15 protein-coding genes are annotated in these 19,785 nt (G+C 62.9%); 4 read left to right on the top strand and 11 right to left on the bottom strand.

All coding sequences use genetic code 11. From position 1 onward, the window contains the following. Complete coding sequence (locus ACSQ3Y_RS22100; protein ID WP_436178893.1) at window positions 1-333, top strand: hypothetical protein; 333 nt, start codon at window positions 1-3, stop codon at window positions 331-333. 828 nt (window positions 334-1,161) lie between these two features. Next, window positions 1,162-2,718, top strand: a complete 1,557-nt coding sequence (locus ACSQ3Y_RS22095; RefSeq protein WP_436178892.1) for a methyl-accepting chemotaxis protein — start codon at window positions 1,162-1,164, stop codon at window positions 2,716-2,718. 844 nt (window positions 2,719-3,562) lie between these two features. Here the strand turns inward: ACSQ3Y_RS22095 and ACSQ3Y_RS22090 are convergent. The 9 genes from ACSQ3Y_RS22090 to ACSQ3Y_RS22050 form a co-directional block, all read right to left on the bottom strand. Next, a complete protein-coding gene (locus ACSQ3Y_RS22090; RefSeq protein ID WP_436178891.1) occupies window positions 3,563-4,852 on the bottom strand; it encodes an HD-GYP domain-containing protein in 1,290 nt (429 codons plus the stop codon). 66 nt (window positions 4,853-4,918) lie between these two features. Further along, a complete protein-coding gene (locus tag ACSQ3Y_RS22085; protein WP_436178890.1) occupies window positions 4,919-6,472 on the bottom strand; it encodes a chemotaxis protein CheW in 1,554 nt (517 codons plus the stop codon). Between the two features lie 52 nt (window positions 6,473-6,524). After that, on the bottom strand, window positions 6,525-7,886 hold the full coding sequence (locus ACSQ3Y_RS22080; RefSeq protein WP_436178889.1) for a methyl-accepting chemotaxis protein: 1,362 nt from the start codon (window positions 7,884-7,886) through the stop codon (window positions 6,525-6,527). 151 nt (window positions 7,887-8,037) lie between these two features. Further along, window positions 8,038-9,789 carry a methyl-accepting chemotaxis protein gene (locus ACSQ3Y_RS22075; RefSeq protein WP_436178888.1) on the bottom strand — a complete coding sequence of 584 codons (1,752 nt, stop codon included), beginning with the start codon at window positions 9,787-9,789 and terminating at the stop codon, window positions 8,038-8,040. A gap of 88 nt (window positions 9,790-9,877) precedes the next feature. Continuing rightward, window positions 9,878-10,396 (bottom strand): chemotaxis protein CheW, encoded by a 519-nt coding sequence (locus ACSQ3Y_RS22070; RefSeq protein WP_436178887.1) that lies wholly within the window; start codon window positions 10,394-10,396, stop codon window positions 9,878-9,880. Between the two features lie 346 nt (window positions 10,397-10,742). Next, window positions 10,743-13,286 (bottom strand): sensor histidine kinase, encoded by a 2,544-nt coding sequence (locus tag ACSQ3Y_RS22065; protein WP_436178886.1) that lies wholly within the window; start codon window positions 13,284-13,286, stop codon window positions 10,743-10,745. A gap of 1 nt (window position 13,287) precedes the next feature. Then, a complete protein-coding gene (locus tag ACSQ3Y_RS22060) occupies window positions 13,288-14,082 on the bottom strand; it encodes an ABC transporter substrate-binding protein (protein WP_436178885.1) in 795 nt (264 codons plus the stop codon). A gap of 25 nt (window positions 14,083-14,107) precedes the next feature. After that, window positions 14,108-14,878, bottom strand: coding sequence for an HD-GYP domain-containing protein (locus ACSQ3Y_RS22055; RefSeq protein ID WP_436178884.1), 771 nt, complete (start codon window positions 14,876-14,878; stop codon window positions 14,108-14,110). After that, a complete protein-coding gene (locus ACSQ3Y_RS22050) occupies window positions 14,844-15,245 on the bottom strand; it encodes a response regulator transcription factor (protein ID WP_057203671.1) in 402 nt (133 codons plus the stop codon). Before ACSQ3Y_RS22050 ends, ACSQ3Y_RS22055 begins: the two co-directional genes overlap by 35 nt. A gap of 139 nt (window positions 15,246-15,384) precedes the next feature. Between ACSQ3Y_RS22050 and ACSQ3Y_RS22045 the strand changes: the two genes are divergently transcribed. Next, window positions 15,385-16,083 carry a helix-turn-helix domain-containing protein gene (locus tag ACSQ3Y_RS22045; RefSeq protein WP_436178883.1) on the top strand — a complete coding sequence of 233 codons (699 nt, stop codon included), beginning with the start codon at window positions 15,385-15,387 and terminating at the stop codon, window positions 16,081-16,083. Window positions 16,084-16,100: 17 nt separating this feature from the next. Continuing rightward, complete coding sequence (locus ACSQ3Y_RS22040; RefSeq protein ID WP_436178882.1) at window positions 16,101-16,844, top strand: response regulator; 744 nt, start codon at window positions 16,101-16,103, stop codon at window positions 16,842-16,844. Between the two features lie 43 nt (window positions 16,845-16,887). On the opposite strand, the gene ACSQ3Y_RS22035 is transcribed toward ACSQ3Y_RS22040, so the two are convergent. Together ACSQ3Y_RS22035 and ACSQ3Y_RS22030 are read right to left on the bottom strand one after the other, a co-directional pair. Then, window positions 16,888-18,513, bottom strand: a complete 1,626-nt coding sequence (locus ACSQ3Y_RS22035; protein WP_436178881.1) for a methyl-accepting chemotaxis protein — start codon at window positions 18,511-18,513, stop codon at window positions 16,888-16,890. A 141-nt stretch (window positions 18,514-18,654) separates the two neighbouring features. Then, the gene (locus tag ACSQ3Y_RS22030) at window positions 18,655-19,641 is read right to left on the bottom strand and encodes a diguanylate cyclase domain-containing protein (protein ID WP_436178880.1); all 987 of its coding nucleotides are present in this window, start codon (window positions 19,639-19,641) and stop codon (window positions 18,655-18,657) included. Between the last annotated feature and the right edge of the window lie 144 nt (window positions 19,642-19,785).

Here is a 19,785-nt window from a genome sequence, read left to right as displayed (position 1 = left end):
ATGCTGCCGACCCGCTGGCACAGGCAGGCGGTTCAGGCGGTTTGCCGGGTGCGCGATCCCGGCTGCGTCATCACCGACGTACCCAGCGTGACGGATGCGGTGCTGGTGCTCTTGAGCGAGCCCGTCGATCTGATGGTGGTGGACATGGGGCTCGCAGGTGACATGCTCGGGGTGCTCCTGCACCATGCCCGCCGCTCCGCGCCCAGGGCGAAGACGGCTTTGTTCCGTGCAGAGCAGCACTCCGCCAGCACGGCGACCACGGGCGATCTGTCGCAAGGGCATGCCTGGTCGGACATGGAGGCGACCCTGGATCGCCTGCTTCAGGATGCCTGAGAAAGGGGCTGTGATGCGGTACGCGTACCTGGTGGTTCAGTCTGGCACGGAGAGCGAGCGTCGCCAAAGATTGCATGACCCCGATGTGGCCGCACAGCAACTGCTGCAGGAACTCGGTCAATTCCGCGCGTCGTTCAAGCGCTACTTCAGCGCCATGCCGTGGTTGGGCGCCAGCTGCCAACCATCCTCGGACCCTGGACAGGGGTGGGCCTTGCATTTTGCATGCGCTCTTGATCGGCCCCTGGTGGACGATGCCCTGTATGCCTTTTTCGCACAGGTCGGGGGCTCCATGCCCGTTTCATCGCTGGAACTTCGAAGAATGCCTTCGGCATCCATAGGATCACACATGCGGTAGATCGCTCCCGCCGAAGGCCCACTGCCTTAGCGTCTGTACTGGTGCATCGTGCCTGATCGGGCAACTACAGGTAGAGCATCCCTCAGGAGGCGCGGAAACTTTCGATTTTCCGCGTCCTTGCGGGGGCCACACCATCTCTCGGCGCACCCAGACTTCCCAGATCGACTCATGTTCTGCTGGTGCGAACTTGTTCGATCCGTTCATGCCCCGCCGTAAGTTCAAGAGTTCTGGCCTCTCCTGCAGCCGATGGCCACCACTTGAAATGATTTTACTGCTAGATGGGTGGGGTGTGCTCGAAGCTGACCGTGCGCAGAAGATGCGAGAAAGGCCCTGGAAAAAGGGTTTGTCCGCCCGACCTCACGCTACTTCAAGCAGTCAAAAAATTGCTTTATTGATCAATATGATAAAAACAGATACAATGGTGCCATCCGAGCCATCTCAAGTGCTCGCCCACCGTGAATCTAGTAGAACATATGAATCGTCTCAAAATTGGAACCCGCCTGGGAATGGCATTCGGCCTGGTGCTGTGTGTTACCGCGCTGATTGCTCTCATCGGCATCTGGCGCCTCGCCGAACTGAAGGGCGCAAGTGAACGCATCGCAACCGTGGAGTTGGAGCGCAGTGCTCTGGCACATGAGTGGAAAGCTGCAATCGACGTGAATTGGGTGCGGGCATCCGCTTCGCTCAAATCTGGTGATGCTGGCTATATAAGTGCCCTCACAGCGGACATGGCTGCAAGCTCCAAGCAAGCCTCTGATGCGCAGCAGAAGTTGGAAGCTTTGGTAGATGACGAAAAAGGGAAGATGCTGCTTGCCGATGTCGCAAGGTATCGGAGCGCTTACGTCGGTGCACGTGCCAAGCTGCTGGAGCGCAAGAAGGCTGGTGAGGATGTGTTTGCACTGGTGGACAGCGACCTTCGGCCTTTGGCAACTCAATACATTCAGGCACTCTCCGCCGTGTCCAGCCACACAAGCGATCAGCTCATCGGATTTGAACACCGGGTCATCGCCGACACGGCAAAGAGTCAGTGGGCATTGGGTCTTGCCGCGCTGATTTCCATGGTGCTTGGCGCTATGTTTGCAATTTCGGCAACCCGCTCAATTACGAAGCCTTTGTCGATGGCGGTCAATGCTGCCAGGCAGATCAGCGAAGGCAATTTGGCATCCGATATCCGCGTACATGGACAGGACGAGATGGCTCAACTTCTGCAGACTCTGGTGGAGATGCAGAACAGCTTGTCAGGCATCGTGCGCCATGTCCGTGAAGGCTCCGAGAACGTTTCCACTGCTTCTTCTGAAATCGCGCAGGGTAACAATGATCTGTCGGCCCGGACCGAGCAACAAGCAAGTGCGTTGCAGCAGACGGCGGCTTCGATGGAGGAATTGAACGCCACGGTCAAGCAGAACGCTGACAACGCACGCCAAGCCAATCAGCTGGCCATGAGCGCATCAACCGTCGCTGTCCATGGTGGCAACGTCGTAGGCCAGGTTGTCAACACCATGAAAGGCATCAATGACAGCAGCCACAAAATTGCGGACATCATTGGCGTCATTGACGGCATAGCGTTCCAGACCAACATTCTGGCATTGAACGCCGCAGTGGAAGCTGCGCGGGCTGGTGAGCAAGGCCGGGGATTCGCTGTGGTGGCGTCGGAGGTGCGCAATTTGGCAGGTCGATCAGCCGATGCAGCCAAACAGATCAAGGCATTGATCAGCGACAGCGTCGAGCGCGTTACACAGGGTTCTGTCTTGGTGGAGCAGGCAGGTACAACCATGAGTGAGGTGGTGGGTGCCGTCAAGCGCGTGACCGACCTGATGGGCGAGATCAGCGCTGCCAGCAGCGAACAAAGCCAGGGGGTGTCGCAGGTGGGCGACGCTGTCACGCAAATGGATCAGGTCACCCAACAGAATGCCGCTTTGGTTGAGGAGATGGCAGCCGCTGCAGGCAGCCTCAACAACCAGGCCCGTGATCTCGTGCAGACCGTGGCGTTCTTCCGCCTTTCTGGCTCAAACGCGATGGTCACAGCATAGTTCTCGCATGGTGGATGGAGCTGCGGGGAAGGCCCCTGGGGTTTTCCTCGGAAGTCCATCGAGCGCGTGGCGGTGGCGTACTGCGCGGCCAGTTCGGCCGATGCGGCTCAAGGGCTGTAAAGACCCCCGGGGCGTCAAAAGGTTGCGCGCCATGGTGCCCTACGCGCAGGCACCTTTTCCGCGGACCGCAGGAATCGGCAGTTTCATGCGTGCAGCCTGAAACGGCGTTGGGACAGCGACTTCCTTTCCTTTTTTTCGACCTGGCCGGGTATGGTCTGCGTGGCCTTCCTCATCGGCGTGTATGCCCGCCTCATCGTGGGCTGCGGGTCAGCAGGTCGATGCGCACGGACTTCATGCTCGACGCGCCCGGAGCAAGCGCGCAAGCCCGAGCGGGACAGGGTGGTGATCCATCAATCCCACATAGGTCTTCAGTAATCAGCATCCACAGCTTCAAGCGGCTGACCGAGGCTGGCGTCGAGCCCTCCGTCCTGCGACGGCTGCGGCAACGCCCTGGCAGAGACGATCAAGGGCTGTTCCAGATCATGTTGCTGCACCGACGAGCGCCGCACAGGTCCGAGTACGGGGTCACAATTGCCACGCCCCAATGGGTTGGGTGAATCAATCATCGCCGGTTGCTGGAGCCCAACGGGAGCATTGCGCCGGCCGAGGCCGGAGCAAACTGCCATCGGCAACCCGTCTGTCAGGCCGTGCCGGCTTGAATCAAGCCACCGGTTCTGCGCGAAAGCCGGTGCGACCCATGGAGGGCCGGAAAGCCGCTGGAGCCAAAACTGCATGGTCGAACTACCTCGACGATTTGCAATCGCTGCCTCTGCCTGAACAACAACTAACGGGCAAGCGTCTGCATGCCAGACCACAGCTCGTTGAGGTCCGGAAATTTCCATTGGTCCGGGTCTTCGCGCGCCACGATCTTCTCTGTGCAGCCCGGCTCGGCCAGATCGATGGTTACGGGCGGAATGCGCATGTCCGACTTGGTGGAGAAGAACACCTTGACCTTGGGCGAGGTCAGCGACTGCTGGCCCTGCTCGGTCACCACGCCGATGCGCCCGGAGGTCAGCCGCACCAGCGAGCCCACGGGGTAGATACCGATGCTCTTCACAAACGCCTGGAACAGCCGGGGATCGAAGTGCCCCTTGGTCCATTCGGCCATGCGGCGCAGCGACTCCGCCGGGTCCCAGCCGCGCTTGTAGGGGCGGTCCGAGGTGATGGCGTCGTACACATCGCAGATGGCCGTCATGCGCGCGATCAGGCTGATCTCCTCGCCCTTGAGTTTGTCGGGGTAGCCGGAGCCATCCATCTTCTCGTGGTGGTGGCGGCAGGCGTCCAGCACCGAGTCTTCCACGCTGCCGCCCTCCTTGAGCATCAGGTAGCCCTGCACCGGGTGGCTCTGGATCACGGTGAACTCTTCATCCGTGAGCTTGCCTGGCTTGTTGAGCACCGCCAGCGGAATGGCAGCCTTGCCCAGGTCATGCAGCAGCCCGGCCATGCCGGCGCTGCGGGTGTGCTCTTCATTGAGGTTGATCTGCTTGGCCAGCGCCACCATCAGCGCACACACCGCCACAGAATGCATGTAGGTGTAGTCGTCTGCCGTTTTCAGGCGGGCCAGGCTGATCAGCGCGCTCGGGTTGCGCGTGACGGAGTCGGAGATCTCTTCCACCAGGCTGCGCGCATTCTCGGAATTCACCGCCTTGCCCATGCGTGCCTCTTTGAACATCAAGACCACCGCCTGTTTTGACTCCACACAGATGGACGCCGCCGCCTGCAGCTCGCTGTGCATGCTGGCAGGTGCCCGGCCCCGCGCACGGCGGGGCGGCGGCGAGGGCGGGGGAGGCGGATCCACCACCAGGGGCGGCATGGTGTCGAGCATGCCGAAATCGGTCTCCACCTGAAAATCCGCCTCCTCGCGCGAGACGGAGCGCACACCGGCCGCCACGTCCAAGCCCTTGGACGTGTCGATCCAGACCTCCTCGATGGACGCGGCCTTGATGCGCGCCAGGTCCTTGGGCTCCTTCAAGACGAACTTGGCCCGCCAGAACGGGTGGTCCATCCAAGATCCGCAGAAATCGTGTACGTACATGCCCAAGGTAAGGTGCTGAATGCTGATGCGCTTGAGCATGAAGAATTTCCCGTTTCGGCTGCGCTTCGGCAGCAATCAAGATTTCAAGATGGAAGAACGTCATTGTCAGCCAGGCAGGGCTTGCCCCTGGCTGGAAGGCGTAGTGGCCGAGGTGTCGCCGGAGGCACTGTTTGGAGGGGAGGGCGTCGAATCCTGTGCATGCAGGCCATGGTCCTGGAATGCCTCGGCCTGGCGCCCGATGTCCACAATTTCATAGCTGCCTTGCTTGCCGGCTACTTCGGTGGTGAGCACGTTGAGGCGGCGGCCCTTGTTCAGGTGCAGCGAGACAATGCTGCCCACAAACGCGGGTACCAGATCGATGACAGCCTCCACCACCAGCGCGGTCAGCCGGTTCGCTTCTTTCACGATGAGCAGGCGTCGTTCCGGCCCGGTGATGCAATGCACCCCCTCTGTGGCAAGGCGCAGGTCCAGCAGCGGCACCAGTGTCCCCCGCCATTGGCAGTGGGTTGCCAAGGGCAGTGCGGCCTCTCCCTCGTCTGCTTCTGCCTTCACGATCTCCTGTATGCCCTTCAGAGGGGTTGCCATGGTACGACCTGCCTGAAAGACCAGGTGTGCTTCTGGTGAGACATTGGCCTCATCTCCAGGCCGGCCACCGAGATCCTTGCCCAGGCTGGAGCCTGCGCGGCCGAGCGTTTGCATGTCTTCGGAACCGATGGCACCCATGGGCAAGGCGCTGAACAGTGCAGTGACCGACAGCAGCTGTATGGGGCGCCCGGCGGGGTCGTCGGGGTCTGAGACCACGCTGGAGCCCAGCGGGGTGAGCGCCGGCTGAAGCCGGCCTGACTCGAACCGCTGCACCGCCACGAACTCGTCGACCAGAATCCCCAGGGCTTCGCTTGGCGTGCGGACCACCAGCAGCCACGGTGGCAGCGGGGTGTCGGAAGAGGGGCTTTCCAGCCCCAGTTCCTGGTGGAGCCCAACCACTGGTACCTTGCGCTGGCCCCAGGCAAACACGCCTTGCAAGCCCTTGACCAGGCTCGGCAGCTTTTGCAGGGGCGGGGTCGGCATCAAGGTGCCCACCGACTGCACCGGCACCGCAAAGCGCAACCCTCCCAGCCCGACCACGACGTGGGTCTCCGTGTGAGTAGGGCGCGCGTCGTCGATGCTGCCTTGCTGGGCGGGCCGGTCGTCGGATGCTGAAGACGCGCCCAGCGCCTGGCGCATGGCCGGCTGTTCCTGCACCCAGACCTGGGTTTGCTGCAGAAGATGCTCTGTGTCCAGCAGGGGAACCGGGTGCTCGAACCCCTTGACGTGAAGGACACTGTGGAACAGCTCGTGCGCAGCGCTGTCATGGTGTATCTGGTGCACGGCGCCAGGCTCGACCAGCACGATGCCCACCGTGCGTTCGATGGCGATGCCGGTCATGCGCCCTGATTTTTGCAGGATCATGACCTGCGCATGGGCGGGGGGGTTATCCGCCTGCAGCAGGCTGCCCCAGCAGGTCAGGTCCACGATGGGTACCACCTGTCCCCGGTGCTGGAATACGCCTACCAGCACACGTTCGCTGCGCGGCAGATGGGCGGCCGGGCCGTTGAGCGGCAATGCCTGGCCCACTTCGTTGACCGGTACGGCCAGGGTGATGCCTGCCGTGCGAACCATGGCATACCGGTTGGCCCTGGGTGGGGGGAGAGAGGACGAAGTCGACACTGCTTCAGCCTCCGTTCGCCGAGCCATGCAACTCGGACAGCAGGCGCGCAGCGCTGTGCGTCGCCTGGGCCTGCTGCGCAGATGCCTTGTGGATATCCGTCATGGCGGAGCAGGAGTTGCCCACCGCGCGCGTGATGCGCGAAAACACGTCCTCGACCTGCTCCGAGAGCCTGCTTCCCTCTTCGATGCGCAGCAGGGTCTCGGTCATCAACTGGCTGATGCCTTTGGTCGCGGCGGAGGATTTCTCTGCCAGCTTGCGAACCTCGTCGGCCACGACCGAAAAGCCCAGGCCGTGCTCGGCGGCACGGGCGGCTTCAATGGCGGCATTGAACGCCAGCAGGTTGGTCTGGCTGGCAATGTCGCGGATGGTGTCCACAATGTCGTTGACGCTGCGCGATGCATTCTGTATCTGCCGCGTCGCTTCGCGTGAGCGCTCCAGCAGCGCCGTGCCGCCGGATGCCTCCTCCTGGGCCGAGAGAGCGAGCGCAAGCGACTGCTGCGAGCTGCTGGTGATGCCATCGGTAGAGTCCGACAGTTGTTCCAGTACCGCAGATATCTCGGGGACTTTTTCGCGAATCGTTTGTTCCCTGTGGACCTGTTCGGTCACGTCAATCGCGAACTTGACGACCTTGTAGGGATTGCCATCTGCATCCAGGATGGCGTTGTAGGTGGCCTGAATCCAGACCTCTGCCCCATGCTTGCCCATACGCATGTAGCGTCCGCTCTGGAACTGGCCCAGCGACAGATCGGCCCAGAAGTTGCGGTACTCGGCAGACTTCACCAGCTCGGGCGTGCAGAACATGCTGTGGTGCTGGCCCTTTATTTCTGGCAGCGTATAGCCCAGGGCGCGCAGGAAGTTGGGGTTGGCGTCGATGACGTTGCCCTGCATGTCGAACTCGATGACCGCCTGTGAGCGCGACAGGGCATCGAGCTTTCCCTCGAATTCACTGCTGCGCAGCTTTTCGGCCGTGATGTCCGTGGCGAACTTGACCACGCTTTCAGGCCGCCCGTCGGAGTTCAGTACCGGGTTGTAGGACGCCTGTATCCAGATCTCCTTTCCCTGCTTGTCCATGCGCCTGTATTCCCCCGCATCGAAATCGCCCCTTCCCAGTCGGTCCCAGAAGAGGGCGTAATCGCGGGACTTGGCAAACTCCGGCGCGCAGAACATGCGGTGGTGCTGCCCCTGCACCTCCTGCAGCGAGTAGCCAAAGGTCTGCAGAAAATTGTCATTCGCGTGCAGGACCCGGCCATCAAGCGAAAACTCGATGACCGCCTGCACGCGGTTGATGGCTGCGTACAGCGCCTGCGTGCGCGGGCCCTGTTCTGCCAGCAGTAAATCTGAGGCGGAGATGGATGTGGAGTTCATGGTGAAGCTCTCGGGAGATGGATTGGTCAGGCGAATCGCTCGGTGTGGAGCCGGGCAAAAGTCAAATGACCAGGACTTGCTTGGTAGGTGGCGCTGCCCCTGCTGCGGCTACTGCACCACCGGGGCGAGACGGAAACCATGCAGCAGCCGGTCAGAAGTTTTCCCATTCGTCGTTGTTGCCTTGCGCAGGCTTGCCGGTGGCCAGGGCGGGGCTGGTCCGCAACGATGCCGGGCCCGTCAGTGGTTTGGCCTTGGCCTGCGTGAAGCCGCCATTGCCCTTGGGCAGCGCCTTGCGCTGTAACGTGGTGGGGCGCGGCGCGGCGGTGGCCGGGCGGGGCGCTGGGGCCGGCGCGCTGCGGGCGCTGGCATCGAGCTTGAACACCGCCACTGCGTTGACCAGCTCGCCCGCCTGGCCGTTCAGGCTGCTGGCTGCGGCCGCCATTTCTTCCACCAGCGCTGCGTTCTGCTGGGTGGCCTGGTCCATCTGCGTGACCGCTTCTCCTACCTGCGCGACGCCTGCAGCCTGCTCGCTGCTGGCAGCACTGATCTCACCCATGATGTCCGTGACGCGACGGATGGAGGCAACCACCTCGGTCATGGTGGTGCCGGCCTTGTCCACCAGTTGCGTGCCTTGCTCCACGCGCTCGACGCTGGCGGTGATCAGGCCCTTGATTTCCTTGGCCGCCTCGGCGCTGCGCCCGGCCAGGCTGCGCACTTCGCTGGCCACCACGGCAAAGCCGCGGCCCTGTTCGCCGGCCCGGGCAGCTTCCACCGCTGCATTCAGGGCCAAGATGTTGGTCTGGAAGGCGATGCCGTCGATGACCGAGATGATGTCGGCGATCTTGCTGCTGCTGGCGTTGATTTCCTTCATCGTCTCCACGACTTCGGACACCACATCGCCGCCCTGCACTGCCACCGTGGAGGCGCTGATGGCCAATTGGCTGGCTTGTCGGGCGCTGTCAGCGTTTTGCTTGACGGTGCTGGACAGTTCCTCCATCGATGCGGCCGTCTCTTCCAGCGCACTGGCCTGCTGTTCGGTGCGGCTGGAGAGGTCGTTGTTACCCGAGGCAATCTCTGCACTGGCCGAGGCCACACCCTCGGCGTTCTGGCGCACGGCGCCCACGGTGGTCACCAGGCTTTGCTGCATGCGCTGCAGGGAACTGAGCAAGTGGCCCGTTTCGTCCTGGCTCTGGACCACGATCTGGCCGCTCAGGTCGCCCTGGGCGATGCGATCGGCCGTTTCGACGGCCTGTTCCAGGGGGCGGGTGATGGAGCGGATCAACCACAGGGCTGCCAGCGTTGCAAAGGCCACGGCCAGGGCTGCGGCCACAATCAGCACGATGCGCGCGGTCGACTCGATCTGCTTGGCATTTTCGGTGTCTTGTCGTGCACCCTTGCTGTTGAGTTCCACCAGCTTATCGAGGGTGGCAGAGGTCTTGTTGAACAACTGCAGGGATTCGCCACCCAGCAAGGTTGCCGCCTGGTCCTTGTCGTTCTTGCGCGAAGATTCGAAAATCTTCGCCGTGAGCTCGACGTATTTTTTGCGGTCGGCGATGAAATCGTCGTACAGCTTTTGCTCTTCCGGCGAACTGATGAGGGCTTCGTAGGATTTTTTCAGTTTTTCCATCTCTGCCTGCAACTCGCCCATGGACTTCTCATGGGAAGCGGTGGCGGCTGCATCGGTAGCCATCACGTGGCGCAGTTCAAAGAGCCGGGCCTTGGCAGTGTCGGTCTCGATCTGGTTCACCAGCTCCACGCTGGGTAGCCAGTTGTCGGTGATCTCGCGGGTCTGGGTGCCCATGGCTGCCAATTGCGACCAGGCGGCGATGACGACGGCCAGCAAGACGGCGACCAGAACCGCGAAGGTGCCCGCCAGGCGGGTGGAGATTTTCAGGTTGTTCATGGGATTGAGCTTTGAAAAATGAGGGGTCCGGGGTCAGCTCGTCTGTGGCGCGGCCGGTCCGGGATGTTCTGGGGTGCAATGCGCCGTATCAGGCGGTTGCCGTGGTCTCGACCAGCCCGATTTCCTCGTGGCTGAGCAAGGCGTTGATGTCCATCAGGATCAGCATGCGGCCGTCCACATTGGCAATGCCCTGCACGAACGAAGGGTCGACGTCGCCCTGGGTTTCGAACTGGGGGGCGGGCTTGATGAGTTCGGGCGCCAGCGACACCACGTCGGCCACCGAGTCCACCACCGCGCCGATCACCGAGGTGCCGATGTCCAGGATGATGACCACGGTGAAGTCGTTGTAGGCGACCTCGGCGCACTGCAGCTTGATGCGCAGGTCCAGGATAGGGACGATGCGCCCGCGCAGGTCGATAACCCCCTTGATGAAGTCCGGCGCGTGTGCCAGGCGGGTCGGCTGCTCGTACGAGCGGATCTCCTGTACGCGCAGGATGTCGATGGCGTACTGCTCGGCGCCCAGGCGAAAGGCCAGGTACTCACCCGGTGCGGCTGAGTCCAGAGCGATGCCTGAGTTTTTGGAGGTGGTGGAAATTGTGGTGTTCATGATAAAAAAAGTGATGTCTTGCGGGTTTATCGTAATTTTAATGATAAAAATGATTTAAGCAAGCGATTTTCGTCGTGGCTTGACGATAAGTTCATATTTGCTACCTTTGGGTGATTCCGCGGGCGGCGCCGTTGGGGTACGGAGATGGCCCGGCGCGGGGCCGCCGCTGGCGGCCTGTGCACCACCAGGATCCCTGGAACGCACTCACGACAATGCGCGGTGCCTGAGGGTTGTCTTGCGCGCGATGCGACGCAGCTGCGCCCAGCAGGCCGTGGGCATGCACAAGCCACCCACCTGCCACCCACCTGCCACCTTCTTGCCGGCTGTGCGGCTTTTGGAGGCCGGGCTATTCCAGCTCGGCCGGCATGGTCTCGCTGGCGCCGCGTGCGGGCAGGATGATGTGGAACACCGAGCCGCCTTGCCGCACGTTCTCGGCGTAGATCTGCCCGCCCAGGGCCTCCACGATCTTTTTGCAGATGGCCAGGCCCAGGCCTGTGCCACCCGAGCCGTCCTTGGTCTTGCTGGACTGCTTGAAGGCCTCGAAGATGGCGCCGAGCTCTTCGTGCGGGATGCCCGGGCCGTGGTCGCGCACGGCCAGCCGTATCTGGCCCCGGCGGTCGACCCTGCCCAGCAGGGTGATGGACGATGCTTCGGGAGAGAACTTGATGGCGTTGGCCACCACGTTGCGTATGACCTGTTGGAACCGCACGGGATCGACCTTGGCCGTGAGCGGCAGGTCGCCCAGCGCCACCTCCAGGTGCAGCTTGCGTTGGGCCAGCAGCGGCTCCAGCTCGCGCAACACGGGGTGGATGATGCCGCGCAGGTCCACCCGCTCCAGGTGGAAGGTGCCCACGGTACTTTCCAGCTTGGCCACGTCCAGCAGGTCGTTGACCAGCGAGAGCATGCGTTCGCCGGAGCGGTGGATGTCCTCGAACATGCCCGCCAGCCGGGCGTCGGCCTTGCCGCGCAGCATGCCGAGCTCCGAAAAGCCCATGATGGACTGCAGCGGTGTGCGCAGCTCATGGCTCATGTTGGCCACGAACTCGGACTTGGAGCGGGATGCCTCCTCGGCGGCCTCGTGGGCCTCGCGGGTCAGCCGCTCGGCCTCGCGGAAGTCGCTGACATCCATCAACGTGGACAGAATGCCGGTGGCCTGCCCGCGGGCATCGGTCACCACCGCTTTCGTCACCCGCGTATCGCGCCACGTTTGGCCACCGTAGAGCACCCGTGTCTCGAACATCACCCGGCCGCCCTGTTGCTGCAATTGCCTGTCTGCAGACTGGTGCACGGCTGCTTCTTCGGAGGGCAGGAAGTCCGCCAGGCGCAGCCCCATCACGTCGGCGCGCTTGCGCCCCTTGTACTCCTCCCAGGCGCGGTTGACCAGCACCAGGTGGCCCGTCATGTCGGTCATCGAGATCGGCAGGGGGTTCATCTCCAGCATCAGGCCGCGAAACTCCAGCTCGGTCTGGAGGCTCTGCTGTGCAACCCAGCGCTCGGTCACGTCCACGGCGCTCCCCGCAAAGCCGATGACCGCGCCTTCGTCGAGCAGGGGCACCAGTGCCACGTCGAACAGCAACTGGCGGCCAGTGCCGAGGTGGATCATGGCCTGGCAGTTGCGCACTCCGCCCGCTTCGCCGTTGGCGAAGAGGCCTTCCACCGCGGTCCTGCTGCCGGGCTCCACCAGCTCCTGCAGTGGCCGGCCTATGGCCGCGGATTCGCTGCCACCGATCAGCGATGCCAGCCGTGCGTTGACGAAGGTGATGCGGCCGGCGGTGTTGGTGCGAAAGATGACCTCCTGCACGCTGCGCATCAGCACTGCCAGCTCGCGTTCGCTGTGGGCAATGCGTATCTGGGCGTGCCGGGAGGCGTGGCTGGCGGCCTCGCGGGAGCGCAGGCTGCGCCAGGCCACGAGGGTGAGCAGCAGCACCACCAGGGTCGCTGCGCAACTGAGCCAGATGTAGCCTTGTACTTCGGTCCACCAGCGGTTGATTGCAGCGTCCCGTGGCTCCTCCACCAGGACTACGAGCGGCTGGGTTCTGGACAGGCGGAACGCGACGATCTGGTTGCCGCCACCCAGCCCCTGGCCCACATAGCTGCCGTGCTCGCGCGCGGGCAGGTAGGTGCGGAACACGGGGAGGTCGCTGGCCTGTGCGCCATGCAGTGCGGTCTCCTGGGAGGTCGCAAGAATCTTGCCGTCGTACGATGCAATCGCGGAGCTGAAGCCGACTTGGCCTATGGCCAACTGCTGCTGATTGGCCAGCGCGTCGGGGTTGATCAGCCCGATCAGCAGCAGGTCCTGCCCGTCGGGCGTGACGAATTTGCGCATGAGCGGAATGAAGCCCAGGCCCGCCGGGGTGGCGCCTTGCGGTGCGCCCGCGCGCAGGCTGCCCACGCCCCGGCCGGCGATCCAGGGGCCCAGGGTGGTTTTGCCCTTCTGCGGGCGCGTCCCCAGTTTGAGCAGATCGATGGTTACCCCCGACTCCTGTGGCGAGCTGCTGGCGATGACCAGGCCGGTGGCATCGGCTACCAGCACCGTGCGCAGGAAGGGGGCGCCTGCCATCGCCTCACGCAGAAACGCCTCGGTGCGCGGCAGGTCGGCCCCGGGGGCGTGCAAGGCATTGGCATCGCCCATGGTGGCCAGGATGAAGAGGCCGCTTTCCACCGTGCGGGTGGTCTGGTCCTCGAGCACGCGCGCCAGGAGTTCGGCCCTCTCGGTGTCCGAGGCGATGGCTTTGGACCGGTCTTTCAGCGATATCCAGGCCGTGGCTGCCAGGATGCCCGCCACGAGCAGCAGGCCGCAGAGCAGCGCGGTGTTGCTCGCCTTGCGGCTGAGCTTCACCAGGCCCTGGGCATGGCGCCAGGGTGCGCTGCGGGTGAAGGGCTGTGCCATGTCAGTGCACAACGATCTCGCTCAGCCCGTGCCGGGCGGCCGCAGCGTCGAGCCGGCCGTCACGCTTGATGCGTGCCACGAAGTCATCCACGGTCTTGAGCCAGGCATCGTCGCCCGGCTTCACGGCATAGGCATAGGGCAGCACGAACACCGGCTTGGGCGGGGACACCAGGCGTGCCCAGTCGGCATTGTCGAGCAAGCGCCGGCTGTAGGGGAAGTCGGTCATGAACACATCCACCCGACCGCCTTCGAGCTCCCGTTCGCGCGTGGCTGGGGGCGATATTCTCACCAGCTTGGCATGCTTGAGGCGCTCGCCCATCACCGGTTCCATGAAGGTGCCGGCCTGTACGGCCACCAGCACGCCGGGCTGGTCGATGTCGGCCCATTGCTTGATGACGGCATTGCTCTTGGTGGTGATGCCGTAGATGTCACTGCTCAGGTAGGGCTGGGTGAACTTGAGGTGGGCCATGCGCTGGGGCAGCATGCCAATGGCGAACATGCCCACATCGCAACGGTCTGCCTGCAGGTCTTCGACCAGGGTGGCGAAAGACGTCTCCACATACTCCACTTTTGCCTTCAGATCCTTGCCCAGCTCGGCCGACAGATCGATGTCGATCCCTGCCAGCTGCTGGGTGCGCGGGTTGCGAAAAGTGATGCCGTAGTAGTCGGGCCAGATGCAGACGCGCACGGCGTGCCGTGCCGATACCTTTTCCTGCACCGGGCCTGCCAGAGCGGGTCCGCAGAGCATCAGGCTGGCAATTGCGCTTGTGAAGGCGATTCTGAGGATGGGGGGCATGGCGCTATCCTAGTGGGAGGATGGTTCAGGGGGCGTCGATCAGATCGGCGAAGGTGGGGCGTTGCTCGGTGACCTTGCGCCTCAGGGTGTCCAGATGATCGAAGTGCTGGACGAAAGTGTCCACGATCACGGGGTCGAATGCCGTGCCGCGCTGTTCGATGAGCATGGACAAGGCCTTTTGGGGGCTGAATGCGGGGCGATAGACGCGGTCCATGGTCAATGCGTCGTAGAAATCCACGATGGCCGTGATGCGGCCCGACAGGGGGATATCTTCGCCTGCCAACCTGCGGGGATAGCCCTTGCCGTCGTAGCGTTCGTGGTGGGTAAGCGCCACTTCGGCGGCAAGCAGGAACACAGGCACGCGGGATTTGCCGATGATCTGCGCGCCAATGGCCGGGTGGAGTTGAATGACAGCCCGCTCTTCTTCGGTGAGCGGCCCTGCCTTCTTGAGCACATGGTCTGGAGTGCCGATCTTGCCAATGTCGTGCATGGGCGCAGCACGCCGCAACAGGCTGGCAAATCCAGGTGTCGATCCCACGAGCAGTGCCAGCGCCTCGGCCAGGAAACCTATCCGGACGATGTGCACGGAAGTGTCATCGTCGCGGGCCTCGGCGGCCATGCACAATTGCAGCAAGGCCTCGTTGTGCGCCCGCGTGATTTCATCCAGCGCCTTGTTTCGCTCTCGGTACATGTGGCCAAAGTCTTCGACGAAGCGCAGCATCTGTTCAGCTGCCGCTTCGTCGAAGCGAGTGCTCTCGCCTTCAAAATGGGAAGGCATCGGAATGGTTTCGGTCATGGGCGATTTCCAGCCGGTAAATTGATTCCAGCACCTGGATGGTGCTGAACGGCTTGATGAGGTATTCGTCTGCGCCTGCCTTCATGCCATCGCGCCGGTCTTCCGCCTGACCGCGCGCGGTGAGCATGATGACCTTGGTGTGCTTGAGCGCGGGGTTGGCCTTGATGCAGCGGCACACTTCCAGGCCCGACAGGGTGCCGGGCATCATGATGTCCAGCAACACCACGTCGGGTGAGTGAGCTCGGGCCATTTCCAGCCCCACATCGCCGTTGGCGGCCTCATAGATCTCGAAATCCTCAAATTCCATGGTCATGTGAAGCAGCTTGCGTATGTCTGCGTGGTCTTCGACGATGAGTACTTTTTTCATGGATGTCCTTTGTGGATGCCGGCAACTTGGTGAATTTGCAGTTTTAGTGTGAATTTTCATTTTTATTTATCATATCAATCATTTAAGTCATTTGCAAGCGGCGTCAATAAAAATCGTTTGCAAGTAAAATAGCGCAGTCATGAAAACTGAACAAACTCCCGACGCTTCTCCCGCTGCCGACCAGCTCACCACCTTCGAGGCTGCGCGGATGCTGGGAATGGCCGTGCGCTCTGTGCAACTGATGGTGGATCGCAACGAGCTCCAGGCATGGAAGACGCCGGGGGGGCACCGGCGTATTTCGCGCCGCTCAGTGGAGCAGTGGTTGCGCTCGCGCTCCGGCGGACCGGTGCCTGTGGCCGATGCACAGTTTTCAGCGGCCGCAGCGCATGAACCTTTCCGGCACACGGCTCTGCCGACCCCGGAGCGTGCGGATGGGAGAGTGCAGGCGCCTGGCGATATGAAGGTGTTGCTGATCGAGGACTCCATCCACTTCCAGAACCTGGTGTCCTTGCTGGTGGAGCAGCACTTTCCGGCATGGCAGTTGCACATTGCCAATGACGGCATCACCGGGCTGGCGATGTATGGGCAGATCCAGCCCGATATCCTGATCGTGGACATTCTGCTGCCCGGAATCGATGGCGCGGCCCTCATCACGACGCTGCGCTCGCACCCCCAGTTCGCACGAAGCCGCCTCATCGTCGTGACCTCGCTGGACGAATCCCAGCGTGCCCCCTATGCGTTTGCGCTGCAGGGGGTGAACCTCATCCACAAGCCCCGGCTGGTGGCCGAGTTGCCAGCGCTTCTTGCCCAGAGTGCGGAAGTCAGGGCGGCTTCCTGAACACAGCGAGGGGTTCTATGACCAACGCGTCTGTTGTGCCGGTTCGGCGCGTTTTGCTGGTGGAAGACGATGCCTCGATTGCGCGCTTCATCGACATGGCGCTGGAAGACGAAGGGGTGGATCTGACCGTGTGCGGCGACGTGGAAAGCGCCTTGGCCGTGCTGCACAAGGGCCCTGTGGGGCTGGTCATCACGGATCTGATGCTGCCCGGCTTGTCGGGCTACGATCTGGTGGAGCGGTTGCATTCCGAGCCCGCACTACTCGCTGGCGCCAAGCTGGTCATCTTCAGCGCGGGTGTGAACCTGGACAAGCAGGCGCGGCTTGAAGGCCGCGGCATATGGCGCATCCTGCGCAAACCGGCGTCGGTTGCCCAGTTGCAGGCCTGCGTACTGGAGGCATTTGCAGGACATGATGCAGCGCCGCCAGCAGAAGACGTGCCGGCGCAGCCTGCCGACCCCAGCAGCGCCGAGAGCGATGCTGTACTTGCCTATTTTGGCGGCGACGCCGCCCTGTTCCGTGCGTACCGGGCCAAGTGCCTTGTGCAGTTTGAACACGATCTGGTGGCGGGTGATGCCGCATTGCATGCGGGCGATCTCGCGGGGCTGCAGCGCTTGTCGCACAGTCTGTCCACGGTGTTCCGCACCTTGGGCTGGGCAGAGGACGGCCTGGTGGCAAAACAGCTGGAAGCGCTGGCGGCCTCTGGTGACACGCAGGCCTCGGCCACTGCCTGGTACCAGGTGCGCCGCAGATTGGTCGGCTGACACGCGGCCTGGTGCGCCATACCGGTGGGTGGTCGTGGATGCATCAATCGATGGCCAACTGGCTGGCGTTGCCGGCGCGCCGAAGAGCCACGGCATCCATTTGGGACAGTGACACTTCACCGGTCCTCAGCCGGAACAGGCGCATGGAGTTGCTGACGCCCTGCACCTGGCCGTAGACCGATTGAGCTGCCGCTGCCAGTTCTTCCACCATCGCCGCGTTCTGTTGGGTGATGGAGTCCATGTGCGCTACCGCCTCGTTGATCTGGGACACGCCGACCTTTTGCTCGCCTGCGGCAGTGCTGATCTCATCGAGCACGGTGTTCACCTTTCCGATCGACTGCAGGACCGCCTGCATCCGCTCGCGTGCCTGGCCGGCACTGGCCACGCCTGCCGTGACGCGCGCACCAGACTCGATGATGAGTTCCTTGATGTCCTTGGCGGCCGATGTGGTGCGCTGAGCGAGTGCCCGCACTTCGGACGCCACGACCGCGAAGCCGCGCCCCTGGTCTCCCGCCCGCGCCGCTTCCACTGCGGCGTTCAGCGCCAGGATGTTGGTCTGGAACGCGACGCCTTCGATCAATTGGATGATGTCTTCGATGCGTTTGGACGATGCGGCGATGCCTTGCATGGTGTCCGCCAGGTTCTGGACTGCTTCGTCGCTGTGCCGTGCGACTTCGGAGGTGGCGTGGGCCATCTGGGCTCCCTGACTTGCCGAGGTGGCGCTGTTCTGGATCGTGCCATTGATCTCTTCCATGGACGCGGCCGTCTGCTCCAGGCTGCTGGCCTGCGCCTCCGTGCGGGAGGAGAGGTCGTTGTTGCCGGAGGCGATTTCCTGCACGGCCACATCCAGATGCCCCACTTCCTGGCGGACATCGCTCACGACCGTGCGCAGGTTCACGCTGAGCTGGTTCAGTGCTTGCTGCAGTTTCCCCACAACGTCGGAGGCACCAGTTTCCACGCCGCGGGACAGGTCACCGGATGCGAGACGGTTGGCATCCCTGACCAGGCGATGCAGGGGACTGACTGCAAAGGCGCGGATGAGCGAGGCGCTGGCCAGCAGCGCCAGCAGCGCTGCACCCAGCACCACATAAGCCGGTGCGCCCAGAAAATGCGGGCTCACTGCTGCGGCAATCGCTGCGGCTTGTGTCAGCGCCAGCTTCGTGGCCAAGGTGGGCTGGCTCAGCCGTTTGAACCATCCGGTCAAGCCCTTGCGTACCACCAGGCCACCCTGGAGCCCCAGGTGCCGCTGCCCTGTCGCTTCCTGTCGCTTGAACTGCGTGTACAGCGCCTCGGCCGACCGGACCTGATCGCGGCTGGGAACCGTGCGCACCGACAGAAAGCCGGTGATCTGGGTGCCATCCATCATGGGGGTGGCGTTGGCCTGCACCCAGTAGTGGTCGCCGTCCTTGCGCCGGTTTTTGACGAGGCCGGTCCATGGCAGACCGGCCTGGATCGTTTCCCACATGTCGCGGAATGCCTCGGAGGGCATGTCGGGATGCCTCACCAGGTTGTGGGGCTGGCCCAGCAGTTCCTCGCGCTGGAAGCCGCTGACCTGGATGAATGCGTGGTTGCAGTAGGTGATGCGCCCCTTGAGGTCGGTCACGGACACGAGTGTTTCGTCGGGGGAGAAAGTGAACTCCCGCTGTGTGATGGGCAGATTGTTGCGCATGGGTGGCTTTTAGGTCTGTATGGTGGGTAACTCAAAGCCAGAGCCATCAGAGTGGCTACCAGTTTTGTGATTCAAATGATATTTTCATTTGATAACAATGTCAAATATGATTTTCCTGTGGCGCATTTGGGGCGTGGGAGGCTATCGGGCAAATCTGGAAGTTGTCGACGCTGACATTTCGGGCGTGAACACGATGCTGCGCCCCCGGCCTTGGGCCTTGGCGTGGTACATGGCGAGGTCGGCGCAGTGCATCAAGGCCTCGGGCTCCTGCGCATCCATGGGGTACATGGCGATACCCACGCTGCAGCCAGTCTGAACCGGGAAGCCATCGAGGTTGCGAGGGCTTGAGAGCGCGGCGATGAGCTTGGTGGCCACCATGACTGCGTCCAATAGCTCGTCGACCTCGCGCAGCAAAACGACAAACTCGTCGCCGCCAATGCGCGCAACGACGTCGCTGGCACGCACTTGGGCTGTCAGGCTCCCGGCCACATCGATCAGCAGCTTGTCTCCAATGGCATGGCCGAAGGTGTCGTTGACGGACTTGAAGCCATCAAGGTCCAGCAGTAGCAGCGCGACCCGCCGGCCAGCGCGCTGTGCATGCGCGATGGCGTGACGCAGGTACTCACTGAACAGCCAGCGATTGGTCAGGCCCGTCAGCGCGTCGTGCGTTGCCTGGTGCTGCATTTGCCGTTCGGACTGCTTCGCCTCACTGGTGTCTCGAACAAAGGCGATGGTGCCAACATGGCCTTCGCCATCCACACGGCTCAGTGCGATGTCTATCGGGACCTTGGTTCCGTCCTTGCGCAGCAGGGTCAGATCTCCCATGGTTCCCATGGGTCTGCGTTGGGGTTCGCTCGCATAGCGCTGCCTGTTTTCGACATGCAATCGGCGCAGGTCGGCCGGCAAGAAGAGCTCGACGGATTGCCCCAGCAGTTCATGGGGCTGGTAGCCTGACAGCGTGCACAGCGCCTCGTTGGCAAGCACGATGGTGCCGGCGTCCGATACGAACAGGATGCCGTCGGGCGCCTGTGTGACGATGAGCTCGGAAAGGTTCATGGGGCGCGGAATCCGTGGGTAGCCCTGCTGGGCGGTGCACCGGAACCGTTGTGGGGCCGGGTACCTTCCCATGGTCGGCCAAGTGCAGGTTCACCGGCTTGACGTGCATCAAGTCTTGCGTGCGCGTAGCCCGGGTGCTGCTGAATCAGTGACCCCTCCCACCCGCGGGGTGGGCCGACAAGCTTGGCAGCCAATTGCGCTGCGTGGCATATCCGC

The organism is Acidovorax sp. LjRoot66, from assembly GCF_964253305.1.
Taxonomy (GTDB): Bacteria; Pseudomonadota; Gammaproteobacteria; order Burkholderiales; family Burkholderiaceae_C; genus Acidovorax.
The sequence above is the reverse complement of the archived record's forward strand: the minus strand, read 5'-3'. Positions and strand labels throughout refer to the sequence as shown.

Excerpts from the sequence above, each read along its gene's own strand:
- ACSQ3Y_RS22095 (WP_436178892.1), top strand. The coding sequence starts at position 1,162 with ATGAATCGTCTCAAAATTGGAACCCGCCTGGGAATGGCATTCGGCCTG.
- ACSQ3Y_RS22035 (WP_436178881.1), bottom strand. The coding sequence starts at position 18,513 with ATGCGCAACAATCTGCCCATCACACAGCGGGAGTTCACTTTCTCCCCC.
- ACSQ3Y_RS22030 (WP_436178880.1), bottom strand. The coding sequence starts at position 19,641 with ATGGGAAGGTACCCGGCCCCACAACGGTTCCGGTGCACCGCCCAGCAG.
- ACSQ3Y_RS22100 (WP_436178893.1), top strand. The coding sequence starts at position 1 with ATGCTGCCGACCCGCTGGCACAGGCAGGCGGTTCAGGCGGTTTGCCGG.
- ACSQ3Y_RS22045 (WP_436178883.1), top strand. The coding sequence starts at position 15,385 with ATGAAAACTGAACAAACTCCCGACGCTTCTCCCGCTGCCGACCAGCTC.
- ACSQ3Y_RS22075 (WP_436178888.1), bottom strand. The coding sequence starts at position 9,789 with ATGAACAACCTGAAAATCTCCACCCGCCTGGCGGGCACCTTCGCGGTT.
- ACSQ3Y_RS22050 (WP_057203671.1), bottom strand. The coding sequence starts at position 15,245 with ATGAAAAAAGTACTCATCGTCGAAGACCACGCAGACATACGCAAGCTG.
- ACSQ3Y_RS22070 (WP_436178887.1), bottom strand. The coding sequence starts at position 10,396 with ATGAACACCACAATTTCCACCACCTCCAAAAACTCAGGCATCGCTCTG.
- ACSQ3Y_RS22060 (WP_436178885.1), bottom strand. The coding sequence starts at position 14,082 with ATGCCCCCCATCCTCAGAATCGCCTTCACAAGCGCAATTGCCAGCCTG.
- ACSQ3Y_RS22090 (WP_436178891.1), bottom strand. The coding sequence starts at position 4,852 with ATGCTCAAGCGCATCAGCATTCAGCACCTTACCTTGGGCATGTACGTA.
- ACSQ3Y_RS22085 (WP_436178890.1), bottom strand. The coding sequence starts at position 6,472 with ATGGTTCGCACGGCAGGCATCACCCTGGCCGTACCGGTCAACGAAGTG.
- ACSQ3Y_RS22065 (WP_436178886.1), bottom strand. The coding sequence starts at position 13,286 with ATGGCACAGCCCTTCACCCGCAGCGCACCCTGGCGCCATGCCCAGGGC.
- ACSQ3Y_RS22040 (WP_436178882.1), top strand. The coding sequence starts at position 16,101 with ATGACCAACGCGTCTGTTGTGCCGGTTCGGCGCGTTTTGCTGGTGGAA.
- ACSQ3Y_RS22055 (WP_436178884.1), bottom strand. The coding sequence starts at position 14,878 with ATGACCGAAACCATTCCGATGCCTTCCCATTTTGAAGGCGAGAGCACT.
- ACSQ3Y_RS22080 (WP_436178889.1), bottom strand. The coding sequence starts at position 7,886 with ATGAACTCCACATCCATCTCCGCCTCAGATTTACTGCTGGCAGAACAG.